This is a genomic window from Streptomyces echinatus, assembly GCF_014203595.1.
Taxonomy (GTDB): domain Bacteria; phylum Actinomycetota; class Actinomycetes; order Streptomycetales; family Streptomycetaceae; genus Streptomyces; species Streptomyces echinatus.
On record NZ_JACHJK010000006.1, the window covers coordinates 95,326 to 116,932 of the forward strand.

Consider the following 21,607-nt stretch of genomic DNA (forward strand, 5'->3'; position numbering starts at 1 on the left):
GCCCCCGACCGGAACCGGGGGCGCGGCCCGCTGCCCGCCACGGGCCTGTGACGGTCAGGACACCCGGCCCTCGGCCCGCAGCACGGCGGCCAGCCCGGCCACCGTGGGGTTCTCGAAGAGCCTGCGCAGACCGTCGTCCTGGTTCTCGGACGTGCCGAACTCCTTGCCGATCCGTTCCAGGACACCGATCGCGTGCAGGGAGTCCCCGCCGAGCTCGAAGAAGTTCTCCTCCGTCCCGAAGTCGTCGCGCTCCAGGACCTCCTGCCAGAACCGCAGCAGCGTCCGCTCCAGATCGTCCCGCGGAGCCGACGTGGTGCCGGAGGACTGCTGCTCCCTCGGGGCGGGCAGCGCCGACACGTCGACCTTCCCGTTCCCGCTCAGCGGCACGCGCGGGACGACGAGGTAGTGACGGGGCACCATGTATTCCGGAAGGACACCTTCGAGCGCGGCGCGCAGCGCGTCGGCGTCGGGATGCGTCCGCCCCGCGACGGCCTCCCCGTCCGCGGGCACCAGATAGGCGACCAGCTGGCGGCGGCCGGTCCGGGGGTTGGTGTCCACGGTGACCAGCGCGTCACGGACGCCCGGCCGGTCGCGCAGCGGGGCCGCGATCTCCTCCAGCTCGATGCGGTAGCCGTTGAGCTTGATCTGCGAGTCCTCGCGGCCCAGGAACTCGATGTCCCCGCCGGGGAGATAGCGGCCGAGGTCTCCGGTCCGGTACAGGCGGGCCTTGGTCCGGGGGTGCACGACGAACCGCTCCGCCGTCCGCTCGGGATCGGCCCAGTAGCCACGGGCCACGCCGCTCCCGCCGATGTAGATCTCACCCGTCGTCCACACCGGGCTCGGTTCCAGCCACTGGTCGTAGACGTGCATGGTCTGGTTGGCGAGCGGCTTGCCGTAGGGGATCCGCGACCATTGCGCGGGAACCTCGCCGATCGGGAAGTGGATCGACCAGATGGACGCCTCGGTGGCGCCGCCCAGGCTCATCACCTCCGCCTCCGGGTAGAACGCGCGGATCTGGTCCGGCAGCGCCACGGGGATCCAGTCACCGCTCATCATGACCAGCCGCAGCCCGCCGCCGGGCGGGGGAGCCGCCGTGTCGTGCGCGTCGATCCACGCCTGCATCAGCGCCGGCACGGTGTTCCAGACCGTCACCCCGTGCCGGTCCATCAGTTCGCTCCAGTGCCGCGGCTCCTGGGCCCGGCCCGGCTCCGGTACGACGACACAGCCGCCCGCCGACAGGAGACCGAAGACGTCGTACACGGAGAGGTCGAAGCTGAGGGCGGACAGGGCGAGCACCCGGTCGTCGGGGGTGACGCGGTAGCGCGCGTTGAGGTCCTGGATCGTGTTGGCCGCGGCCCGGTGGTCGATCATGACGCCCTTGGGCGTGCCGGTCGACCCGGAAGTGAAGATCACGTACGCCAGGTCGTCCGGGGCGGGACCGGCCGACGGCGGGGTGGGCGGCGCGGACCGTACCTCGGCGTCGGCGAGGGTCACCAGCCGGATGCCGTCGGGCCAGGCCAGCTCGTCGCGCAGCCGCGGTGTCGTGACCACCACCCCGACCCGGCCCTGCCGCAGGAGCTGCTCCCGCCGGGCGGCCGGCCAGCGCGGCTGGACCGGCAGATACGCGGCCCCGGACCGGGTGACGCCGAGGGCCGCCGCCACCTGCTCGTACCCCTTGTCGGCGACGATGCCGATCAGGGTGTCCCGGGCCGCGCCGGCCGACTGCAGCACATGGGCCAGCCGGTGGGCGTCCTCGACCAGTTCGCGGTAGGTGTGTTCGCCGTCGGCCGAGATCACGGCGACCGCGTCCGGGGTCCGTCCGGCCTGCTCCTCGACCAGCTCGCAGAGCGTCCGCTCCGGGATGGGGGCCTCGGTCGCATTGGTCCGGCGGCGCTCGTCGGCCTGTGCGTCCGGCAGCGTGACGAGCTCCCGCTCGTCCCACGCGGCTTCGCTCTCGCCGAGGCGTTCCAGGCACGCGCGGTGGGCGAGGAACATCTCCTCCATCATGCCGGCGGGGAAGAGCTCCTCGACGAAGTCCCAGTTGACCAGCAGCTCGCCCCGGTCCTCCAGCACCTGGTAGTCCAGCCAGACCTGCGGCGTCTGGCTGACGCCGTACACGACGTCGCCGAACACCTGGGCCGTCCGGGTGGGGTTGGACGCGGAGTCGAAGCCGATCATGCTGGTGAACACCACCGGCATGGCGGCCCCCAGCCGGCCGCCCAGACGCCTGGCGCGCTCCCGCAGGACGCGGACCCCCGAGTAGCTGGAATGACCGAGATCCTCCATGAGCTGATGGTGCAGGCGCTTCGCCCGGGCGGCGAAGGAGTCCTCCGCCTCGGGCCGCGTCTCCAGCAGGACCAGCGAGGTGAAGTCGCCGATCACCTCGCCGAGCTGCGGGTGCAGGGGCGGCCGGTTGAACAGGGTCAGGTTGAGCGTGAGGTCGGGCCGTTTCGACCAGCGCCGGAGCACGTCCGCGTAGGCGGCGATGAGCACGGCGGACGGAGTGAGGCCCCGGCGGCGGGCGGTCTCCTTGACGGCGGACCACCGCTCGCGGGACAGCCGGGCGTGGTGCCGGGCGAACTTCGGGCGGGAGAGCTGCCCGGGCTGCACGGCCAGGGGCAGTTCGGGAGCGGGCGGCAGCTGGTCGAGCCGGTCGTGCCAGTACCGCTTGTCGGCTTCGAACCGCCGCTCGTTCTGCTGCTGTTGCTCGGCGAGGACATAGTCGCGGAAGGTGACCTCGAGGGGCTCGGGCGGGGAGTCCGGCCGGCTGTAGAAGCGGAACCAGTCGCGCTGGAAGATGCCGAAGCTGAACCCGTCCAGGACCAGCATGTCCAGGCTGAGGTGCAGGCGCCACCGCCGGTCGTCCAGCCGGGACGCGCGGACCTCGAACAGCGGCCAGCGGTCGGCGGGCAGCACCTGGTGCGCCAGCTCTTCCCGGATCCGCGCGATCCCGGCCTCCCGCGCCGCGTCGTCGAGGCCGGACAGGTCCGTGACCTGGATGTCGTACGGCGGAACCTCGGGCAGGACACGCTGCCGGCCGTCGGGCTGGATGACCGCCCGGAGCATGTGGTGGCGCCGGACGACCTGGTCGAGGCTTCGGCTCAGCCTCGGGATGTCGAGATCCGTGGCATCGAACTCCAGGTAACAGTGGGTCGAGTTCCCGCCGAGTTCCACCGCCGGGGTCCGGCCCACCCAGTACGCCTGCTGGATGTCCGTCAGCGGGAACGGGTCATGCCACTCCTCGGGCCGTGGAGCCAGGCTCGCCGGCTCCTGAGCGCTCTCCGAGCGCGAGATGATCTCGATGAGTTCGTCCCGGTGGAGCCGCATCTCCTCGCGCAGTTCGGAGGTCAGGGCGCCGGGCGGGGCCGTCACGTGAAGCCGGCCGTCGACCAGCCGCATTCTGACCTCGCGGCGGTACAACTCGGCGAAGAGATCCGTGGTCATCGTGCCTGCCTTCCTGGCGGTTACAGGATGAGTTCTTCGATCGGACCGGCGGCCTCCGGCTCCTCGTCGACGGTCATGACGAGGCTCCGGGCGGCGAGGGACCGGCAGACCAGGTCGGCGATGTCCGCCACGGTGGTGTCACCGAGAAGACGCTGGGGCGGGACGTCCACGAGGAGCCCCGTGCGGAACTGCTCCCTGAGCCGCATCGCCCGCAGCGAGTCCAGGCCGAGATCGCCCAGCCTGGTGTCGGCGAACCGTGCGCGCAGGTTCTCCCGGTCGTCCGCGAGTCCCTCGACCAGAGCGGTCACCCGGGCGAACAGGATCTCCGTGAGCGCCTGCCGTGCGGCGCTCGGCTGCTCCACGGCGAGCCGGGACAGCTCGTCGGCGTCCCACGGCTCGGCGAGGTCCGGTTCCGCGTCGGCCGCGGCCCGCTCGACCAGGCCGGACGGGGCGTGCGTGAGTCCCGCGACGGTGACGAGCGGTTCGCCGGTGTCGGAGTACAGCTCCAGGTCCACCGGGCCGGCCGGGGTGCGGCGGACATGGCACCACAGCCGGCGGGGCAGCTCGCGGTGGCAGGTGAGACGGGTGAGGCCCGACGGCAGCCACAGGACGTCGCCGTCGCCGTCGCCGTCGCCGGCGACGAGCGGCAGGGCGGTCAGGAAGCAGGCCTCGAGCACCACAGGGTGCAGCACGTGACGATCGCCGTCGGCGGCCACCGCATCGGTCTCGAGGACGGCCAGCGCCTCGTCGCCGGACAGCCACCAGCCGCGGGTGATCCGACGGAAGTCCGGGCCGCAGGCGATTCCGGCGGCGCCGAGCCGTGCGAACAGCGCCTCGGGATCCTGCTCGGTCATCCGCGAGCGCAGCCGGCCGAGGTCCGCGGGGGAGGGGGCCGAGGGGGTCTCCCCGGTGGCCGAGGCGGTGAACCGGAGGGTCCAGCCGCGGCCGGAGTCCTCGGGGTCCGCGCTGAATCCCCGGATCCGGCGGACGGCGCCATGGGTCTCGGCCGCCGCCTGAAGGGTGAGCGGGGGCGTGCCGGGCACGGTGGCCGGCTCACCGAAGGCGAGGTTCTCGATCGTCCCGGCACCGCCGTCGGGGGCCGCGTGGCGGGCGGCCGCCAGGGCCCATTCGGCGACGGCGGCGGGCGGCAGGGCGGGCGTGCCGCGCAACCGGTACTGGGCGACGTACCAGGGCTCACGCGCCGTCAGGGTCCGGGTGAACCGCCGTTCGGTGGCGTCGGCGAGGTCGATCGGGCCCCCGAGCAGCGGGTGCACGGGCTGCCGTACGACCTCGTTCCCGCCCCGGCCCGGGCCGGCCGGCGCATCGAGCCAGTACCGCTTGCGCTGGAACGGATAGCCGGGCAGGCGGACCCGGCCGGCGTCCGTGCCGGTGAACAGGGCCTCCCACGACACCGTCGTTCCGGCCGTGTACGCCGTCGCGAGGCGGGTCAGTACCCCGTCCTCGGCGAGGACGGCTCCGGGATCCAGCTCCAGGCAGGCCGTCGCCCCCCGCGACCGCACCCCGGACAGGACGTCCTCGGTGCCGGACCGCAGGAAGCCGCCCGCGGCCCAGTACTCGGGCCGCCCGGGTTCGCCGGGGGAGACGAGTGTGATGCGGGGCTCCGCACAGCCGATCCGCTCGGCCGTGGCCCGCAGCCGGTCCCCGGCCTCGCGATGCCCGGCCTCGCGGTCCCCGGCGTCGGCCGCGCGCGCCGCGTCGGCCGCGAGCGCCACGGCATCGTCCAGCGTCAGCACGCCGGCGGCATGGGCCGCGGTGATCTCGCCGATCCCCGACCCGGCGACGAGTTCCGGCACCACTCCGCACGAACGGATCAAGCGGTAGAGCGCCACCTGGAGGGCGAACACGGCGGCGTACCGGTACGCCGACAGCGGCCGGCCGAGACGGGCCTCCAGACGCGCGCGCACCTCGTCGTAGGCCTCGGCGAAGGCGGGGAAGCGCGCCGCCGCTGTCCGGGCCGGGTCACCGGCTCCCGGCTCGCGGCCGGTGAACACCACGGCCGTCTTCGCCGCGGTGCCCGCGCCGGTGGTCAGTCCGGGGGCGTCCTCGCCCCGGGCCAGCGCCGCGAGCGCGGCGAGGTGCTCGTCGACGGAGGCGGCCACGCTGACCGCGCGGTGTCCGAACCCCGCCCTCGTACGGGCGAGCGACCTCCCGACAGCCGCGGCGGAAGCCGGCTCGGCGGCGAGGAGGCCGGCGAGTTCCGCGGCCATGGCCCGCAGCGCCGGCTCGGTCCTCGCCGACAGCACCCAGGGCGTGCGGACGGCGTCGGTGCCGCCCGGCGCCGGGGCGGACGCGCCGTCCGCCGCGGCCGGCTCCTCCAGGATCAGGTGCGCGTTGGTGCCGCTGATACCGAAGGAGGACACGCCCGCCCGCCGTGGCCGGCCGTCGGCCGGCCACGGAACCGACTCGGTGGTCAGTTCGACCGTCCCGTCGGACCAGTCGACATAGCCGGACGGCCGGTCGATGTGCAGCGTCCGCGGATGGGTTCCCGCGCGCATGGACATGACCGTCTTGATCACGCTCGCCACCCCGGACGCCGTCTGGGTGTGGCCGATGTTCGACTTGACCGAGCCCAGCCGCAGGGGCCGGCCGGCCGGCCTGTTCTCGCCGTAGGTGGCGATGAGGGCCTCGGCCTCGATCGAGTCGCCCAGCGGCGTGCCGGTCCCGTGCCCCTCCACCGCGTCCACCTGGTCGGGGGTGAGCCCGGCGCTCGCCAGCGCCTGCCGGATCACCGCCTCCTGCGCCGCGCGGCTCGGGGAGGTCATCCCGTTCGTCGCGCCGTCCTGGTTGACCGCCGAGCCGCGGATCACCGCGAGCACGGAACGGCCGTTGCGCCGGGCCTCGGACAGGCGTTCCAGCACCAGCAGCCCGGCGCCCTCGCCGAACCCCATACCGTCCGCGGCGGACGCGAAGGGCTTGCACCTGCCGTCCGCGGCGAGAGCGCCGCGACGGCCGAACTCGACGATGACGTCCGGCGTGGCCATGATCGTGACGCCGCCGGCCAGGGCGAGCTCGCAGTCGCCGCGCCGCAGTCCCTGGCACGCCAGGTGCATGGCCACCAGCGAGGACGAGCAGGCCGTGTCGATGCTGATGGCCGGTCCGCGCAGGCCCAGGACATAGGAGACCCGGCCCGACGCCGTGCTCGGCGCGCCGCCGACGATCAGCTGGTCCTCGACGCCCGCCGGGAGCGCCGCCTGCGGTCCGCCGGCGTAATGGCAGTAGGACAGACCGGCGTAGACGCCCGTCAGGGTCCCGCGCAGCCCGGCCGGATCGAGGCCGGCGTGTTCGACGGCCTCCCAGGCGGTCTCCAGAAGCAGCCGCTGCTGCGGATCCATCGCCAGCGCCTCGTTCTCGCCGATCCCGAAGAACTCGGCGTCGAACCGGTCGGCCCCGGCCACGAATCCGCCCTGGCGCGCCGACGGTTCCGGTGTCGCGCCGGCGCCGCCGGGCACGCTCACGGTGCCCCATCCCCGGTCCTCGGGAAACGCCGAGATGCCGTCGCCCTCGCCGCTCACGAACCGCCACAGATCCTCGGCGGAACGCAGGTCGGGCGGGAATCGGCAACTCATGCCGACGATCGCGATGGGCTCGGAATCCCTGAGTTCGGCCTCTTGCAGTTTCCGGGCGGTGCGCTGCAGCTCGCCGGTGGCCTTCTTCAGGTATTGCCGCAGCTTTTCTTCGTCAGCCATGAACCGTACGGCTCCCCGTGATATTCAAGCAGTGTGTGTGCCCGGGAACGGGTATTTTTTGCTCAATAGAATTCTTTGCCGACCCTACTGTGCGAGCAGGAACCCCTGACACCCCACCTCTACCCCTACGTGCACCCCTAGCTGCAGCGATAAGGGTGCGATAGGGGTTGATGAGCCACCGGGCCTCGGGTAATACAGTGTTCGGGTCGGATGAGCTGGGGTGCCCGTGCTTGTGGAAGTGTATTTCTCATATTCCGCCGGGCTTTTCCCGTGGGTAGTCTGGCCGCTCGGGCCGGAGTCGTGTATTCACCCGGTCTCTCATCCGCGAGGGGGCGTGAAGTCGTATGGATGAACAAGGCGAAGGACTGAACATCGGCGGCGGCCCGCCTCTCGCCGGCCGGCCTTACGCGCGATCGTTCGGAGGTCGGTGACCTGAAACCAGCCGACCCTCCCTTATTCACCCCGCGCGGTGTCCCGCCCCGGTGGGGTCATCAGGCATGTCCCCGTCTTTAGTGAGGAATGCACGGCCAAATGTGTGGCATTAATCTGCCGTGCCGAGCCGCCCCGCTGGTAGCGTCGAAACAGTTCGTTTGACGATCATCGTGCGAAGCCTGCCTGGGGAGATGGACTGTGTCGGGCCAACCTGTAGCGGTGGATACGCCCTGGGAAAGGGTTGCGCATTCCATCGAATTCATTCCCGCCCAATATTCCAGCAAGAGCCAGCCGGAAACGGTGGCGCAGGAGATGCTGCGTTGCGGGACGGCGGAGATCGACCGGCTCGTCGCCGCCGGGCTGCCGTACGAGGAGCGGTCCGGAGTCCGTCACTTCGACGCGAACGATCTCTACAACCTCGGCATGTACTCGACCACCTCGAAGACGCAGCCGGAACTCGCGTTCCGCATGCTCTTCCGGTTCGCGGGCCGGCCGGTGGACGACCTGCTGCGCACGAAGAACTGGGACTTCCAGGTCCACCTGGAGTGCCCGGACTGCGCCGGGGAGGCTCCCTGGCGCCTGGAGGAGCCGGACATCGTCCGGTTCGGCGGGAACGTCGCCGACGTCACGGCGCCCGCCCCGGGCTCGGGCTCGGCCACCTACACGGCCACGGTCACCACGACCGGTGCGCGCACTCCGGTGCTCTCCCCGGTGCTGCGACAGCTGACCGGTGAGTACCTCGCCGCCGGCTACCGCTGGCAGATGATCCCCGTGCCCATGCAGGCCGACTACGCGCTGGTGCACGAGCTCGGCGCGACCAGCTGCATCGCGGCCAGCCTTCTGCTGGCCGAGCGCTTCCGGGGCGCGGGGTACCGCGCCGAGGCGAAGCGGGGCTGGTTCTGCGGCGTGCTCGGCGGCGCCCTCGACCTGCCGCACGCCTGCGTCGAGGTCGAGGACGACGACGGCAAGGTCAAGACCATCGACATCGCCAAGGCACAGCTGGCCGCGCGGCTCTCCGCAAGCACCGGCGAGTTCCAGGAACTGTGCCTTGGTTCGATCTACAACAAAGTCATTCCGTCCACCGCTTCCGGCAACGCCGCCCTGGCTCATCACGAGTGCGGCTCACGGACGCCGGTCCACGTGCGCGCGGACATCCGATCGGTGCGTTGAGGAGACGACTGCTACATGGCTGTACGCGAAATCGAGCCGGTCGTGCTGGACCTGGACCGGCTGGAGCAGATGGCCGAGTCCGGGTACTACAACCCGTACACGATCTTCGAATGGCCCGACTCCATGGAGCCGGACAAGCCGTGGATGAGCGAGAGCCTCACCACGCTGGCCGGCACGGAGATGTGGGACGAGCTGACCCGCGAACAGCAGCTCGCGCTGACCAGGTACGAGGCGATCAACTTCTTCAGCCTCAACATCCACGGTATCCGTGAGCTGCTGAGCGATGTGGTGATGCGCATCCACGAGAAGACCTACGCGGGCGTCTCGGAGTTCCTGCACCACTTCATCGGTGAGGAAAACGAGCACATGTGGTTCTTCGCGCAGTTCTGTCTGCGCTACGGCGGCAAGCTGTACCCGGCGCAGCCGACGCTGAAGGCCGACTCGGTGGCGCATCTGTCGCCGGTGGCCCGCGAACTGGTGGTGTTCGCGCGCATCCTGATCTTCGAGGAGATCGTCGACTACTACAACGCCCACATGGCGACCGACCAGTCGCTGCCGCACATCGCCCGCGAGATCAACCGGGTGCACCACCAGGACGAGAGCCGGCACGTCGCGTTCGGCCGGATGGTCTTCACCAACCTCCTGGAGCAGGTGGCCGAGCGCGACCCGGACGAGGTGCCCGTGCTCGCCGAGTACCTCGAGAACTACCTGCAGTACAGCATCGCCACCCTCTACAACCCGGCCGCCTACCGCGACGCGGGCATCCCGGACGCGCTGAAGCTGCGACGGCGCGCGCTGTCGCACCCCGTCCGGGTGGAGGCGCACGACCAGGTACTGAAGCGGACGAGGAAGTTCCTGTCCAAGGCCGGCGTCGGCAGGGAGATAGTCAAATGACCGAGCCGATGCACGAGGTCCGTGAGTTCATCCTGGGGCGCAACCCCCGCCTCGGCCAGCTGCCCGACGAGCTGGACCTGATCGACAGCCGGGCCATCAACTCCCTGGCCTTCGTCGAGTTCATCTTCCTGCTCGAGGAGCTGACCGGCGAGCCGATCGACCCCGAGGAAGTGGACCTCGACGACTTCCGCACCCTCAACGCGATCCAGGCGCGATTCTTCCAGCAGAAGGCAGCGTGATGACCACAGCAAACGACAACGGCCTGAGCGTTCTCGACGGTGGCCAGCTGCGTCTGTTCCGGGCCCTCGACTCGGTGTTCCAGCGCTTCGCCGAGGGCTGGCAGGCCCCGGAGTTCCGGTTCCCGTTCCTGATCCGTACCCAGGACCTGGACAGGTTCGACTACTTCGACAACTTCCCGCACCTGGGCCTGGCCGCGACCAGGCTCGACCCGCAGCGCCTCGGCAAGCTGCTGACCGAGGCGGAGCGGCCGCTGGACCGCGTTCCGCCCGAGATCATGGAACCGACCGCCTTCGCGCTGCCGTCGGCGGCCTGCTACGCCATCTACGTCGACCTGGCCGGCACCACGCTGCCCGCCGACGGCGTCATGCGGACCACCGTCGCCACCTGCTTCCGCAACGAGGACCACTACTCCGGCCTGCAGCGGCTGCTGGGCTTCTCCATGCGGGAGATCGTCTTCATCGGACCCGAGGAGGGTGCCAAGCAGCACCTCCTCAACGCCAAGGACACCGCGCTGAGGCTCTGCGCCGAGCTGGGGCTGGACGTCCAGGTCGAGGTCGCGACCGATCCCTTCTTCGACAAGAACAGCAGCAAGGCCAAGATGCAGCGGCTGTTCCCGGTGAAGGAGGAGTTCGTCGTGGACGGCCTGGCGATCGGGTCGGTCAACTACCACCGGAACTTCTTCGGTGAGCGGTGCTCCATCCAGGCCGGCGACGACACGGCGCACACCAGCTGTCTCGCCTTCGGCCTGGAGCGGTGGGTGCACACCCTGACGCAGCGCTTCGGCGACACCGCCGCCGCGCTGTCCGCGGTGGAGAACCTGGGCTGATGCGCACCACGTTGGCACAGACCCTCGGAATCCGGGTGGGCCTGCTCCAGTCCGGAATGGGCGGCGTCGCGGGCCCGGACCTGGCGTGCGCGGTGTCCGAGGCCGGCGCGGCGGGTTGTGCGGGCGGCTACAAGCTGGCGGGAGAGGCGCTGTCGGCCATGCTCAAGCGGCTGGTCGCGGGAACCGACCGCCCCGTCGGCGTGAACCTGATCCCGGAGGTCGTCGGGCCGGACGAACTCGACCGGCAGCTCGGGCAGGTGCTCGACGAGACGCCGCAGCACGTGTACCTCTCCCTGTTCGGCATGGCCGACGACGCCGTGCTCGACCGGATCACCGGCGCGGGACGGCGGCTCGTCGTCCAGATCGGGACCGTCCAGGACGGGGTGCGGGCGGCCGAGCGGGGCGCGATCGTGGTGGCGCAGGGCACCGAGGCGGGCGGCCATCTCCTCGGTACGTCCCACCGGGACGACCTGGTCGCCGAGCTGCGCGCGCTGCTGCCCACCGTCCCTCTCGTCGCGGCGGGCGGCATCGGCTCGCCGGACGAGGCGGCCCGGGCGATCGCGGCCGGCGCCGACGGCGTGCTGCTCGGCACCGCCTTCGTGGTGGCCCGGGAGTCGATGGCCCACCCGCAGTTCAAGACCGCGGTCTGCACGTCCGGCGAGGCCGACACGGTGATCAGCGACGTCTACGAGATCGGGTGGCCGGGCAGGCGGCACCGCGTCCTCGCGACGGACGTCACCCGCAACCCGGACCAGCCCAAGAACTTCATCGGCCGCACGGTGGTCGAGGGGAAGCCGTACGTGGTTCCGCGGTTCAGCGCCGCGGTACCGACCGTGACCACCAGCGGCCGCATCGGGGAGATGGCCATGTACTGCGGACTCTCCTGCGGCGCCATTTCCGACGAACTCCCGGCGGCTGAGATCGTCGCCGGATTCGCCCGTGTTCTGCCGGGTGCCCACGCGGTTGGAACAGAGATAGCGGAGGATTCGCATGGCAAGCTATGAAGAGCTGTCCCGGCTGGACATGACCTACCACGACGACGTCCCGCGCATTCCCACCAGGGAGGGCGTCGAGCTCTACTACGAGTCCCGTGGTGAAGGCACCGCCGTCACGCTGCTCAACACCTTCTTCCTTCCCGTCCCGGCCTGGCGGGTGTACACCGAGGAACTCGACCAGCACTACCGCGTCGTGAGTTTCGACCTGTGCAACCACGGCCACTCCTCGAAGGTCGAGGAGGAGCCGACCTGGGAGGAGCACGCGGCCGACCTGATCGCCCTGCTCGACGCCCTGGAGATCGAGTCGACCTATCTGATCGGCCTGTCGACCTCCACCGTGTTCGCCAGGGACGTGGCGCTGCGCTACCCCGACCGCGTCAAGGGGCTGGTGCTGACCGGCCCGGCCTTCGGCCCGCGCGGCATGCGGCGGCAGCGGCAGATCCAGCGGGCGTGGCTGCGGACGCTGGAGAGCCACGGCCTCGAGGGTCTGTACGAGCACCTGTACCCCGAGGTGTTCAGCGCGGAGATGAACGAGGCGATCGGTGCGCCCGGCTTCCTGGGCTTCCGGGAGAGCTTCAGCGCGCTCGCCACCGTCGAGGAGATGACCAACGGTCTGAAGCGGGCCATGCAGGACAAGAGCAGCCCCGAGATGCTGGCCGGGATCCAGGCGCCGACGCTGGTCGTCGTCGGCGACGACGACTTCCTGCTCAGCCCGACCGGCGCCAAGGAACTGGCCGCCCTCTTCCCGGACGGCGCCTGCGAGATCATCCCGAAGGCCGGCCACATCCCCTTCATCGACGATCCCGAGGGCTTCCAGGCGATCGTCCGCAAGTTCGTCGAAGAAGTGGAATCACGTGCCTGACGAAGTGTCCGCGGTGCGGCAGAGCATTCGTGAACTGCTGCGGGAGCAGCATGGTGGTGACCGGTTCGTGAGCACGGTGTCGGACTCCGAGTCGCTGCGGCAGGCGGGGATGTCCTCCAACGCGCTGGTCGCCCTGCTGGTGGCGATGGAGGACGCGTTCGGCTTCGAATGGGACGACGACGTCCACCCGGAGGCGCTGCGCTCCATCGAGTCGCTGGCCGACCACGTCGTGGCCCTGCGCGGCTGACGGCCCGACGTGGTCGTCGAGCCGGCGGTCCCCGCCCACACCGCCGCAGGGATGCGGACCGCATGGCGTCCGGTACGGCCGCCGTACGGTCCGCACCAGCAGTCCACGGCCGGCCGACGGGCGGCCGCGGCGGCGCTGGCCGCGGCCGGCGCCGCCGACCGGACCGTGCCCGGTGACCCCGACGGCCGGCCGCGCTTCCCGCCCGGATTCGCCGGATCGATCTCCCACACCGACCGCCTGGCCGTCGCGGTGGTGGTTCCCGGTGCCGCGGCGGTCGGCGTCGACATCGAATGCGCGGCCATCAGTCCGCGGGTGGCCAGATTCGTCCTGAGCGAACGGGAGCGGCACACGCTGCTTCCGCCCGCCGGGACATGCACTCCAAGGGAACTCTTCTCAGCCAAGGAGGCAGCCTTCAAGGCGCTGAACGGCATCGGTACAGGGGGCCATTTCCTCTTCTGGAAGATTGAACTCAGTCAGTCCGGCGATGCGTTGACCGCGTTCTACGGCGGCGCGACGGTTCCGGTGTGGATCCGCTCCGCGGAAGACATTTCGTTCGCCGTTGCGATCCAACGGTGAATCAGTTCACAGCAGTACGTGAAAGTGCCCCTTTTTGTTTATTCGCTTGACGGCCGGCTCTTGTGTGCGCGGTGCGGCGACATGCGAAATCGTGCGGATCGATGCTCACTCAGGGTGAGCGTGTATCAGGGTTCTGGGAGGAGAGACTCGTGGGCGATCTTGGGAACTGCGCGGCGATCGTGGGAGTGGGCTGTCGGCTACCGGGAGGCATCAACAGCCTGGACCAGCTGGGGGAGGCCCTGTTCGCCGGCCGTGACCTGGTGACCGAAGTGCCGCCGGACCGGTTCGATCCGGCGCTCTGGTGTGCCCCGGGCGAGCCCCGCCCGGGCCTGAGTTACACCAGCGCCGGCGGCTTCCTCGGGGACATCACCGGTTTCGACCCGGAATACTTCGGGATCTCGCGGCGCGAGGCGGCCCAGATGGACCCGCAGCAGCGCCTGCTGCTGGAGATGACGGTCGAGGCGTTCGACCACGCCGGCATCGACCCGGCAGCGGTGAAGGGGCAGGACGGCGGCGTGTACGTCGGCACCTCCACGCGCGGGTACTGGGAGCTGATATCCGCGCGGCCCGAGGCGGTCGACGCCCATTCGCTGCAGGGCACCCTCACGTGCAACGCGTCCAACCGGCTGTCCTTCCTCCTGGACTGGCGGGGCCCGTCGTACTCGATCGACACGGCGTGCTCGTCGGCGCTGGTCGCCCTGCACCAGGCCGCCCAGGCGGTGACGAGCGGACAGGTACGGACCGCGATAGCCGCCGGTGTCGGCCTGCTGCTGAACCCCGTCGACTATCTCGGCTTCGCCGAGGCGTCCGTGCTGTCACCGACCGGACGCTGCCACGCGTTCTCGGAACTCGCCGACGGGTTCGTACGGGGCGAGGGCGGCGGCGTCGTCCTGCTCAAGCGGCTCGACGACGCGCTCGCGGACGGGGACCGGGTGCTGGCGGTCATCGCGGGCTCGGGCACCAACACGGACGGCCGCTCGGTGAACGTGATGAGCCAGCCGTCCCCGATCACCCAGCAGGCGCTCCTGGAGCAGGTGTACGCGGAATCCGGCGTCAGCCCCGAGGAACTCGTCTACCTGGAGTGCCACGGGACCGGCACCCCGGTCGGAGACCCGGTGGAGTGCACCGCGCTCGGCGCCGCGCTCGGCGCACACCGGTCCGCGGACCGCCCGCTCCCGATCGGGTCGGTGAAGACCAACGTCGGGCACCTCGAGTGCGCCTCCGGAATGGCCGGCCTCCTCAAGACCCTGGTCGTCCTCCGCAGCGGACGGATCCCCCGGTCCCTGCACGGCCTGCCCCACAACCCCGCCATCGACTTCGACGGGCTGGGACTCGTCCCCACGGACGAGGAGATCCCGATCGAGCGGGGCCCGGGCCGTGCGGCGGCGGGGATCAACTCGTTCGGCATCGGCGGCGCGAACGCGCACGTCGTCCTCACCGAGCCGACAGCGGACCACACCGGCACCCGGCCGCCGACGGCCGGCCGGCGGCTGCCGGTGCTGGTCTCCGCACGGACCCCGGAAGCGCTCGGCGAGGCCGCGTGGGCGATGGCCGAGTACCTGGAGGACACCCCGGACCGCTTCTACGACGCCGCGTTCACCTCGGTGCGCCGGCGACAGCGCCACGAGCACACCGCGGTGGTGTTCGCCGAGGACGCGGCCGGCGCCGCTCAGGACCTGTACAGCATCTCCTCCGGGACGCTGCCCGAGGCCGCGGCCCGCTGCGAGGCGGCCGCGGCGGCGGGGACACCCGTCGGGTTCGTGTTCGCGGGCAACGGCTCCCAGTGGGCCGGCATGGGCTCGGCACTGATGGGCGAGGGCGCCGGGGCCGACGCCGCCTTCACCGCCGCCGTGCGGGAGGCGGACACGCACCTCTCCCCGCTGCTCGGCTGGTCGGTGGCCGCCGCGCTCACCGACGGGCAGTACGACCTGGCACGCACCGAGGTCGCCCAGCCGCTGCTGTTCGCCGTCCAGGTGGGACTGCTGGCCAGCCTGCGGGAGCGGGGCGTCACCCCGTCGATGGTCACCGGGCACAGCGTCGGAGAGATCGCCGCCGCCTACGCCGCTGGCATCCTCGGTATGGAGGCGGCCTGCCGGGTGGTGGCGATCCGCAGCGCCGCACAGGGCCGTACCGCCGGCACCGGGATGATGGCCGCCGCCGCCGTCAGCCTGGCGGAGGCGGACGAGCTGATCGCGTCGAGCGGGGCCGAGGTGGAGGTCAGCGCCGTCAACTCGCCCACCGACGTCACGCTCTCCGGCGACCGCGAGGCGCTGGAGGAGATCGGCAAGATACTCGCCGACCGCGGCGTCTTCTTCCGCATGCTGCCGCTCGACTACGCCTTCCACAGCGCCAAGATGGACCCGATCCGGGCCCAGATCCTCGACGAGCTCGACGATCTCGCGACCGGTGACCCGGCCCTGCCCATGTTCTCCACGGTGACCGGCGCGGCCGTGCCGGACGGCCGGACGATGAACGCGGACTACTGGTGGCGCAACATCCGGGAGCCGGTCCTGATGGCCGAGGCCGTCGAGGCGATGACCACCGCCGGTGCCGGCGTGCTCGTCGAGATCGGCCCGCACCCCGTACTCGCCACCTACCTGCGCCGCATCTCCCAGGCCCCGGACAGCCCCTCCTTCACCGCGACCGAGACGATCCGGCGCGACCAGAAGCCGGACCTCGACGCCTACGCCGCGGCGGTGCTCGCGGCCGGCGGCGCCGTCGCCATGGAGACGTGGTTCACCGCGGCCGGCAGCGTCATGGACCTGCCCGCCTACCCGTGGCAGCGGGAACGCCTGTGGGTCGGCGAACCGTCCTGGTGGGGCCACGGCCCCGGGGACGGCAAGCTCGTGCACCCGCTGCTCGGCGAGCGCGTGGCCGTCGCCGAACCGCAGTGGGAGGGCACGGTCGAGGTGTCGCGGGTGCCCTGGCTGAGCGAGCACCAGGTGGCGGGCTCGATCGTGATGCCCGGCGCGGCCTTCGCCGAAATGGCCCTGACTGCGGGACCCGCGACGATCCGTGACCACGCGACCCAGGTGACCGACCTGGCGGTGACGTCCGGCCTCACCATGCCCGCACCCGGCGACCCCGCGCAGGTGCACCTCAGCACGACCGTGTCCGGCGACATGATCACGATCTCCTCGCGCCGGGACCGGCTCGGAGGCCCGGCCCAGCCGTGGCAGCAGCACGCCCGCGGCCGGCTGCGCGCCGTCACGGGTGCCGCCCCCCAGGCGCTCGACGTCGCGGCCGTCCGCGCCCGCCTGGACGGCGAGATGACCCTGGACCACGACGAGTTCTACGGGATCAGCGACCGCGCGGGCACCGTCTACGGCCCCGGCTTCCGCGCCGTGACCGGCGCGTGGTTCCGCTGCGACGAGGCCGGGACCGGCGAGCTCCTCGCCGACTACACCATGCCCGCCGCACCCGCCGCCGAGATGACCGGGCCCACCAGCCGTTACATCGCCCACCCCGTGCTCCTCGACGTCGCGCTCCACGCGGGCGGCCCGCTGAACTCCTCCCTGCGTGACGGCTCGATGCTGTTCATGCCCGTCGAGTTCGGCGCGCTCACCGCCTGGACACGGCCGCCGACGAAGGGCGTCGTGCACGTCGTCGCCCACTCCGAGACCGGCCGCGAGGCCGTGTGGGACGTGACGCTGGCCGCACCGGACGGCACCGTCGCCGTCACCATCAAGGACATGCGGCTCCGCCTGATCGAGGGCCGTCCGCAGCCCGCGCTGGGCACCTGGGCGGCCACCTCGGAGCCGGCCGTCTTCACGGAGGAGCCCGCCACACCGCTCCCCGCCGACACCCCGACGGCCTGGACGGTCCTGGCGGACCGGGGCGGCCTGCCGTTCGCGGAGGCGCTCGCCGGCACCCTCGGCGCCGCGGCCCCCGCCGCCGTCGCCCCCGGTGACACCGCACGCTGGACGGACGCGGTCCAGCCGGACGCCGCCGACTCCGCCACCGCGGTGGCACTGGTGCTCTCCGACGGCGACGGCGACGACGACCCGGTCGCGGCCGCCGCGGCCGCCGGACAGATCCTCCGCGACCTGTCGGTCGCCTGGCAGCAGCGCCTCACCGGCACCCCCGACGCACGGCTGACGGTCTGGCTGATCACCGGCCCCTGCGGCGTCATGGGACACCCCGGCACGGACGGGGCCGGCAGCATGGCGGCGGCTTCGGCCTGGGGCACGGCCCGGACCATCACCAACGAGATACCCGGCATCGCCATCCGCCGGATCGCCGTCGAACCCTCCTTCGGCCCGGCGCTGACCGAACGCGTCGCCGGGGTCCTCACGGCCGACACCGGCCAGGAGGACGAGTTCGCCGTCTTCGCGGACGAGGTACGCGTGCCGCGCGTCGCCCCCGTGCCGCCGTCCACCGGTGAAGCCGGCCCGCCGCGCGGCAGGTCCGCGGACCAGGCGACGGCCCTCCAGGTGCGCACGATCGCGCTGACGCCGCAGTTCGGGCCCGCCGCGATCCCGATGCCCGAACCGGGCCCGGGCCAGGTCGTCATCGAGGTCAAGGCCGCCGCGCTCAACTACAAGGACGTCATGCTGGCCACCGGCCTGATGCCCATCGAGCCCATGCAGGCCGACTGGCGCGCGGGCGTCAACGCCGGCCCGCTGATCGGCCAGGAATGCACCGGCGTGATCGTCAAGACCGGCTCCGGCGTCACCGGCCTGCACGTCGGCCAGGCGGTCATGGCCGTCGGCTGCGGCTCTCTCGCCAGTCACGTCCTGACCGAGGCCGCGGTCACCGTCCCCATCCCCGACGGCATGGACTTCGAGCACGCGGCGACCCTGCCGTTGGTCTACGCGACCGCCCACTACAGCCTCAACGTCCTCGCCGGCATGTCGGCCGGCGAGACCCTGCTCCTGCCCGGCGGCGCAGGCGGTGTCGGCCTGGCCGCCCTGAACCTGGCACGCCTGGCCGGAGTGCGCGTCATCGGCCTCGCCAGCACACCCGAGAAGCGGCAGCTCCTGCTGGACCGGGGCGCCTGGCACGCGCTCGACTCGCGCTCCGCCGACTTCCCCGACCAGGTCCGGGAACTGACCGGCGGACGGGGCGTGGACATCGTCCTCAACTCCCTGACCGGAACGGCCGCCGTGGCCTGCCTGGAACTGCTCGCCCCCGACGGACGCTTCGTCGAGCTCGGCAAGCGTGACCTGTACGGCGACGCCGGACTGCGGCTGCGCCCCTTCCTGAACACCCTGTCCTACTTCGCCGTCGACCTGGCCCAGCTCATCGACCGGCGTCCCGAGCGCGCCGGGGCCGTGATGCGCGACATCGCCCGGCTGGCCGCGGACGGCAGCATCGAACCGCTGCCGCACACCGTCTACCCGGCAGCCGCCCTCGACGACGCCTTCAACCGGCTCAAGCGGTCCGAGCACATCGGCAAGCTCGTCATCGACACCACCGGCATCGCCGCCCAGCGCGTGACGTTCGACCCCGAAGGCGTGTACCTCGTCACCGGCGGAACCGCCGGCTTCGGCGCCGCCACCGCACGCTGGCTCGCCGACCACGGCGCCGGGCAGGTCATCGTCACCGGACGCCGTACGCCCGCCGAACAGCCGGACCGCGCCTGCATCACCTTCATGGCCGCCGACATCACCGACCGGGCCGCCATGACCCGGGTCGTCGACCACGCCCGGACCTGCGCGCCGGGCGGACTGCGCGGAGTGTTCCACTGCGCGGCCAGCTATGACGACGGCCCCGTCGAAGAGCAGACCCGCGAGCGGTACGAGGGCGTCCTCGCCCCGAAGGTCGCCGGCGCCCGGCTCCTCGACGAGCTGACCCAGGACTGCGACCTCGACCACTTCGTCCTGTACTCCTCCATCTCCGCGATGCTCGGGAACCGGCTCCAGGCCTCCTACGCCGCCGCCAACCTGTGCCTGGAAACGCTGGCCCGCCAGCGCCGCGACCGCGGCCAGGCGGCACTGGCCATCGGCTGGGGAGCCATCGCCGGCACCGGCGTCGTCGTCCGCGACAACCTCGCCGAATCCATGACCAGGCTCGGACTTGAGCCGATTCCCCCCGCCGAAGCCCTCGACTCCCTGGGCCGGCTCCTCACCGGCGACGCGCCGCACAGCGCGGTGATCGCACGCGTCGACTGGGAACGGGCCGGCCTCATGTTCCCGTCCAGCGCCGCCGCCCGGTTCTCCCACCTCATCACCTCGGCATCCGGGCAGCAGGACCGGGCCGGCGCGAGCCTGCGCGAGCAGTTGCAGGCGAGCGAGGCGGCCGACGCGGAGGAACTGGCCACCCGGGCGCTCACCGATGTCATCGCGGCCATCCTGCGGACCGAACCGGAACGCCTTTCCCCCTCGGTACCGCTGAACCGCCTCGGACTCGACTCGATTCTGGCGACCGAGCTGGGCGTCACCCTGCGACGCAAGCTCGACCTCGACATCCCCACCCTGGAAATCCTTGCCAGCCAAGGCATACGCGACCTGGCCACCCGTGCCATGGCTGCCGCAGGGGTCGGCCACGCCAAGGAGCAGCACTCATGAACGACTGGATCGTCCCCATCGCGCCCGACCCGGACGCGCCGGTCTGTGTGATCGGCCTGCCTCACCCCGGCGGTGGCCCCAACTTCTACGCGCCCTGGGCCGACGTCAGCGGCGTCGAGATCCTCGCCGTCCAGCCGCCGGGACGCGAGGCCCGCACCGCCGAGCTGCCCATCACCGATCTGCCCCGCCTGGTCAGGCAGACCGCGAACGCGATCGCGGGGATCTGCGAGCGCCGTCCGACGGCACTGTTCGGGCACTCGGGCGGCGGCCGCTACGCCTATGAGGTCTGCCGGGCCCTCGAACGCGCCAACCGCGGCCCCGCGCTGCTGTGCCCCTCCGGGATCTCGGCACCGGACCACTCGTACTGGACCACCACCGCGGAGCAGCTGCTCACCGATCCCGTCACCGCCTACCTCATGCTCGGCGGTGAGGCTCTCCCCGGTCAGATCGAACAGGACCAGGCCACCGTCGACTCCTTCATCTCCCTGATCCGCGCCGACGCCCATCTGTACACCGGGCTCGGAATCCAGCCGCCCGTCCCGCTGCGCTGCGCCATCGCCGCCTTCGCCGGCGAGGACGACGCCATCGCCGACCCCGAGGACATGGCGGGATGGCAGAAGTGGGCTGCCGGCCCGGAGGCTTTCACGCTGCACCGCTACCCGGGCGACCACTTCTACATCCGGCACCGCTTCCAGGAGGTCCTGGACGACCTGCTCACCGACCTGAAGGGCACCGCGAGCCCGGTCACGAGCACGGTCCATCCCACGGCCCTGTCCCACTGACGGCAGGACACGGTGGCGTAGAAGGCTGACGCCCGCCGGCCCGTACCCGCCGGAAGACGGGCCGCGGGCCCGGACCGCTCCTCGCGGTCCGGGCCCGCGGCCCGTGCGTCTGTGTGTCTGCGTGCCGTTCCGGCGCCGTCAGACCCTGGGGAAGCCGCCGGCGTTCTGAACCTCGGACAGCGCCTTCTTGACGGGGACCTTCGCGAAGTAGCCGACACCGAAGAATATGCACTGGACGACGTACCAGAACTTCTCCGCACTGGTCATCTCGACCAGCCCGTACTCGCTCAGTGCCTTCTTCACCGGGACCTTCTGGAAGTAGGCGGCACCGAAGTAGATGCAACCCAGGACGTACCAGAACTTCTCCCAGGAGGTGTTGGTGCCCTGACCGAGGTACTGCCGTTCTGCCATGACGTTCTCTCTGCCTTCCGATGACCGTGGGGATCCGGGGAGACGCGCCGATCCGGACCCCTTGCGGGCAGCCTCGGGCGGCAGGCGCGCACAGGCGCGGACGCCCGGCGGCATGCCGAAGCACGAGGTGAGATGGCGTGGGGTGAAGCGCACGTGTCACGGTGCTGGTCGCCGTGACGGCCAGTCGCCCCCCGGATGTGCAAGCCGCAGCATAGGGCAAGACACCTTGATCGTCACCTTGCGTGTGCCGAGGCCGGGAGGCCTGCCCGCGCGTCCGGCGGCCGGCGCGGCACACGGAGCGTCAACACGCGCCGGAATACGATGACTTCGCCGGACCGATTGCTCAACAGCGTCCCGCACAGCGTTCCCTGCGGGAATCGGAAGTCGAAAACCCCGGCCTTTTTCGATTCTTCGACGACTCTTCACGGTATCCGCGAACGCGATACCGGCATCACATGAGAACCACACCGCGCCCCGTGAACTTCGCATGCGCCCGCTGCCGTCCCTTCCGG

At 71.5% G+C, this 21,607-nt stretch carries 13 protein-coding genes; 10 read left to right on the forward strand and 3 right to left on the reverse strand.

Features of this window, described 5'->3' with window-relative positions; translation table 11 throughout:
• Positions 1–54: 54 nt before the first annotated feature.
• Positions 55–3,444, reverse strand: a complete 3,390-nt coding sequence (locus tag FHS34_RS18100) for a non-ribosomal peptide synthetase (RefSeq protein WP_184966522.1) — start codon at positions 3,442–3,444, stop codon at positions 55–57.
• Between the two features lie 20 nt (positions 3,445–3,464).
• Positions 3,465–7,151 carry a type I polyketide synthase gene (locus FHS34_RS18105; RefSeq protein ID WP_184966523.1) on the reverse strand — a complete coding sequence of 1,229 codons (3,687 nt, stop codon included), beginning with the start codon at positions 7,149–7,151 and terminating at the stop codon, positions 3,465–3,467.
• A gap of 732 nt (positions 7,152–7,883) precedes the next feature.
• Here FHS34_RS18105 and FHS34_RS18110 point away from each other — a divergent pair.
• The 10 genes from FHS34_RS18110 to FHS34_RS18155 all read left to right on the forward strand — a co-directional run bounded on the left by FHS34_RS18110 (position 7,884) and on the right by FHS34_RS18155 (position 20,684).
• Complete coding sequence (locus FHS34_RS18110) at positions 7,884–8,753, forward strand: hypothetical protein (protein ID WP_184966524.1); 870 nt, start codon at positions 7,884–7,886, stop codon at positions 8,751–8,753.
• Positions 8,754–8,768: 15 nt separating this feature from the next.
• On the forward strand, positions 8,769–9,647 hold the full coding sequence (locus FHS34_RS18115) for a diiron oxygenase (RefSeq protein ID WP_184966525.1): 879 nt from the start codon (positions 8,769–8,771) through the stop codon (positions 9,645–9,647).
• Positions 9,644–9,886 carry an acyl carrier protein gene (locus FHS34_RS18120; protein WP_184966526.1) on the forward strand — a complete coding sequence of 81 codons (243 nt, stop codon included), beginning with the start codon at positions 9,644–9,646 and terminating at the stop codon, positions 9,884–9,886. Before FHS34_RS18115 ends, FHS34_RS18120 begins: the two co-directional genes overlap by 4 nt.
• On the forward strand, positions 9,886–10,713 hold the full coding sequence (locus FHS34_RS18125) for a class-II aminoacyl-tRNA synthetase family protein (RefSeq protein WP_184966528.1): 828 nt from the start codon (positions 9,886–9,888) through the stop codon (positions 10,711–10,713). The genes FHS34_RS18120 and FHS34_RS18125 overlap by 1 nt, the downstream gene beginning before the upstream one ends.
• Positions 10,713–11,717, forward strand: a complete 1,005-nt coding sequence (locus FHS34_RS18130) for an NAD(P)H-dependent flavin oxidoreductase (RefSeq protein WP_184966530.1) — start codon at positions 10,713–10,715, stop codon at positions 11,715–11,717. Before FHS34_RS18125 ends, FHS34_RS18130 begins: the two co-directional genes overlap by 1 nt.
• Complete coding sequence (locus FHS34_RS18135; protein ID WP_184966532.1) at positions 11,704–12,570, forward strand: alpha/beta fold hydrolase; 867 nt, start codon at positions 11,704–11,706, stop codon at positions 12,568–12,570. Before FHS34_RS18130 ends, FHS34_RS18135 begins: the two co-directional genes overlap by 14 nt.
• Positions 12,563–12,817 carry a phosphopantetheine-binding protein gene (locus FHS34_RS18140; RefSeq protein WP_184966534.1) on the forward strand — a complete coding sequence of 85 codons (255 nt, stop codon included), beginning with the start codon at positions 12,563–12,565 and terminating at the stop codon, positions 12,815–12,817. Before FHS34_RS18135 ends, FHS34_RS18140 begins: the two co-directional genes overlap by 8 nt.
• A gap of 9 nt (positions 12,818–12,826) precedes the next feature.
• The gene (locus tag FHS34_RS18145; protein WP_184966536.1) at positions 12,827–13,393 is read left to right on the forward strand and encodes a 4'-phosphopantetheinyl transferase superfamily protein; all 567 of its coding nucleotides are present in this window, start codon (positions 12,827–12,829) and stop codon (positions 13,391–13,393) included.
• A 149-nt stretch (positions 13,394–13,542) separates the two neighbouring features.
• A complete protein-coding gene (locus FHS34_RS18150) occupies positions 13,543–19,902 on the forward strand; it encodes a type I polyketide synthase (protein WP_184966538.1) in 6,360 nt (2,119 codons plus the stop codon).
• A complete protein-coding gene (locus FHS34_RS18155) occupies positions 19,899–20,684 on the forward strand; it encodes a thioesterase II family protein (RefSeq protein WP_184966540.1) in 786 nt (261 codons plus the stop codon). Before FHS34_RS18150 ends, FHS34_RS18155 begins: the two co-directional genes overlap by 4 nt.
• 138 nt (positions 20,685–20,822) lie before the next feature.
• On the opposite strand, the gene FHS34_RS18160 is transcribed toward FHS34_RS18155, so the two are convergent.
• Entirely contained in the window at positions 20,823–21,095 is a 273-nt protein-coding gene (locus tag FHS34_RS18160; protein WP_184966542.1) for a hypothetical protein, read from the reverse strand.
• Positions 21,096–21,607: the final 512 nt, after the last annotated feature.